General features: G+C 76.0%; 3 protein-coding genes. All 3 read left to right on the top strand.

What is annotated here, in order from left to right; genetic code table 11:
• The coding region (locus FAF44_RS52950) for a VWA domain-containing protein (protein ID WP_237111080.1) at positions 1-921 on the top strand (921 nt) is incomplete at its 5' end.
• Positions 922-923: 2 nt separating this feature from the next.
• On the top strand, positions 924-1,526 hold the full coding sequence (gene cobO, locus FAF44_RS52945) for a cob(I)yrinic acid a,c-diamide adenosyltransferase (protein WP_237111079.1): 603 nt from the start codon (positions 924-926) through the stop codon (positions 1,524-1,526).
• Between the two features lie 8 nt (positions 1,527-1,534).
• A partial coding sequence (locus FAF44_RS52940) for a cobyrinate a,c-diamide synthase (protein WP_237111081.1) occupies positions 1,535-2,099 on the top strand: 565 nt, incomplete at its 3' end.

Here is a 2,099-nt window from a genome sequence, read left to right as displayed (position 1 = left end):
GCCGGGGAGGGCACGGCGCGGGTGGCCGGAGTTGCGCAGCCGTACCGGGTGCCGTTGCTGGCCGTGCCGGGGATCGGCGAGGGGGCGTCCGGACGGCGGTCCAGGGCGCGGACCGCGCAGGGCCGCGGCACCGGGGCGCGCCGCCCGTCCGGACGGGTGAGCGACCTGCACGTGGTGGCGACCGTCCGGGCCGCCGCGCCGTACCAGCGCGAGCGCGGGCGCAACGGTCCCGGGCTGGTGCTGCGCGGGGACGACCTGCGCGAGGTCGTACGCGAGGGCCGCGAGGGCAACCTCGTGCTGTTCGTGGTGGACGCGAGCGGCTCGATGGCGGCCCGCAAGCGGATGACGGCCGTCAAGACGGCCGTGCTCAGCCTGCTGCTCGACGCCTACCAGCGGCGCGACAAGGTGGGGCTGGTGACGTTCCGGGGCATGGACGCCGAGGTGGCGCTGCCGCCCACGTCGTCGGTGGAGGCGGGCGCGGCGCGGTTGCGCACGCTGCCGACCGGCGGACGCACCCCGCTGGCGGCCGGGCTGGCACGGGCGGCGGAGGTGCTGCGCGTCGAGCGGCTGCGCGACCCGGCCAGGAGGCCGCTGGTGGTGCTGGTCACGGACGGGCGGGCCACGGCGGGCGGCGACGTGGACCGGGCCGCCGCGCTGCTGGCGGGCACCGCGTCGGTGGTCGTGGACTGCGAGAGCGGGCCGGTGCGGCTGGGCCTGGCGCTCCGGCTGGCGGCCCGGCTGCGGGCCCGCGTCCTCCCGCTCGACGCGCTGGCCGACCTGGGCTCGGTCGTCCGCGACCACCGGACCCCCGGCCGCAGGAGCCTCGACCGCAGCAGCCCCGAGCACCGGAGCACCGGTTACAGATACCCCGGCCACGGAAACCCGGGCCTCGGGAGCCGCGACCGCAGGAAGGCGGGCTGATCATGCCGCAGGGGAAGCCCGTGATGGTGCCCGACGACGGGCTCACCACCCGGCAGCGCCGGAGCAGGCCGCTGCTGATCGTGCACACCGGGCCCGGCAAGGGCAAGTCCACGGCCGCGTTCGGCATGGCGCTGCGGGCCTGGAACCAGGGCTGGCCGGTCGGGGTGTTCCAGTTCGTGAAGTCGGCCAGGTGGCGCATCGGCGAGGAGCGGGCGCTCAAGGTGCTCGGCGCGAGCGACGAGGGCGGCCCGGTGACCTGGCACAAGATGGGCGAGGGCTGGTCGTGGATCCAGCGGCCGGGCACCGAGCGGGACCACGCGGCCGAGGCCCGCGAGGGCTGGGAGCAGATCAGGCGGGACCTCGCGGCCGAGGCGTACCGCTTCTACGTCCTGGACGAGTTCACCTACCCGCTGAAGTGGGGCTGGCTCGACCTGGACGACGTGCTGGAGACGCTCACCGGGCGGCCGGGCAACCAGCACGTGGTGATCACCGGCAGGGACGCGCCCGAACGGCTGGTCGAGGCCGCCGATCTGGTGACGGAGATGGGCAAGGTACGCCATCCCATGGACGCCGGGCAGAAGGGCCAGAAGGGCATCGAGTGGTAGTTCCACGGCTGGTCGTGGCCGCGCCGTCGTCGGGCAGCGGCAAGACGACGGTGGCCACCGGGCTCATGGCGGCGCTGCGGGCACGCGGGCTGCGGGTCTCGCCGCACAAGGTGGGGCCCGACTACATCGACCCCGGCTATCACGCGCTGGCCACCGGGCGTCCCGGCCGGAACCTGGACCCGTGGTTGCAGGGCGAGCAGCGCGTCGCGCCGCTGTTCCTGCACGGGGCGGCCGGGTGCGACGTCGCGGTGGTCGAGGGGGTGATGGGCATGTTCGACGGGCGCGGGGACACCGGCTTCGCCTCGACCGCGCACGTCGCCCGGCTGCTGGACGCCCCGGTGGTGCTGGTGGTGGACGCGGCCCGGCAGAGCCGGTCGGTGGCGGCGGTGGTGCACGGGTTCGCCACGTTCGACCCCCGGGTGCGGGTGGGCGGGGTGGTGCTCAACCGGGTCGGGTCCGATCGGCACGAGGAGCTGTGCCGGTCGGCGCTGGCCGCCTCGGGCGTGCCGGTGCTGGGGGCGATCCGGCGGGACGACGCCGTCTCCACCCCGTCCCGGCACCTCGGGTTGGTGC

The organism is Nonomuraea sp. MG754425 (assembly GCF_021699195.1).
Taxonomy (GTDB): Bacteria; Actinomycetota; Actinomycetes; order Streptosporangiales; family Streptosporangiaceae; genus Nonomuraea.
This window is presented reverse-complemented; position numbering and strand designations above follow the sequence as displayed.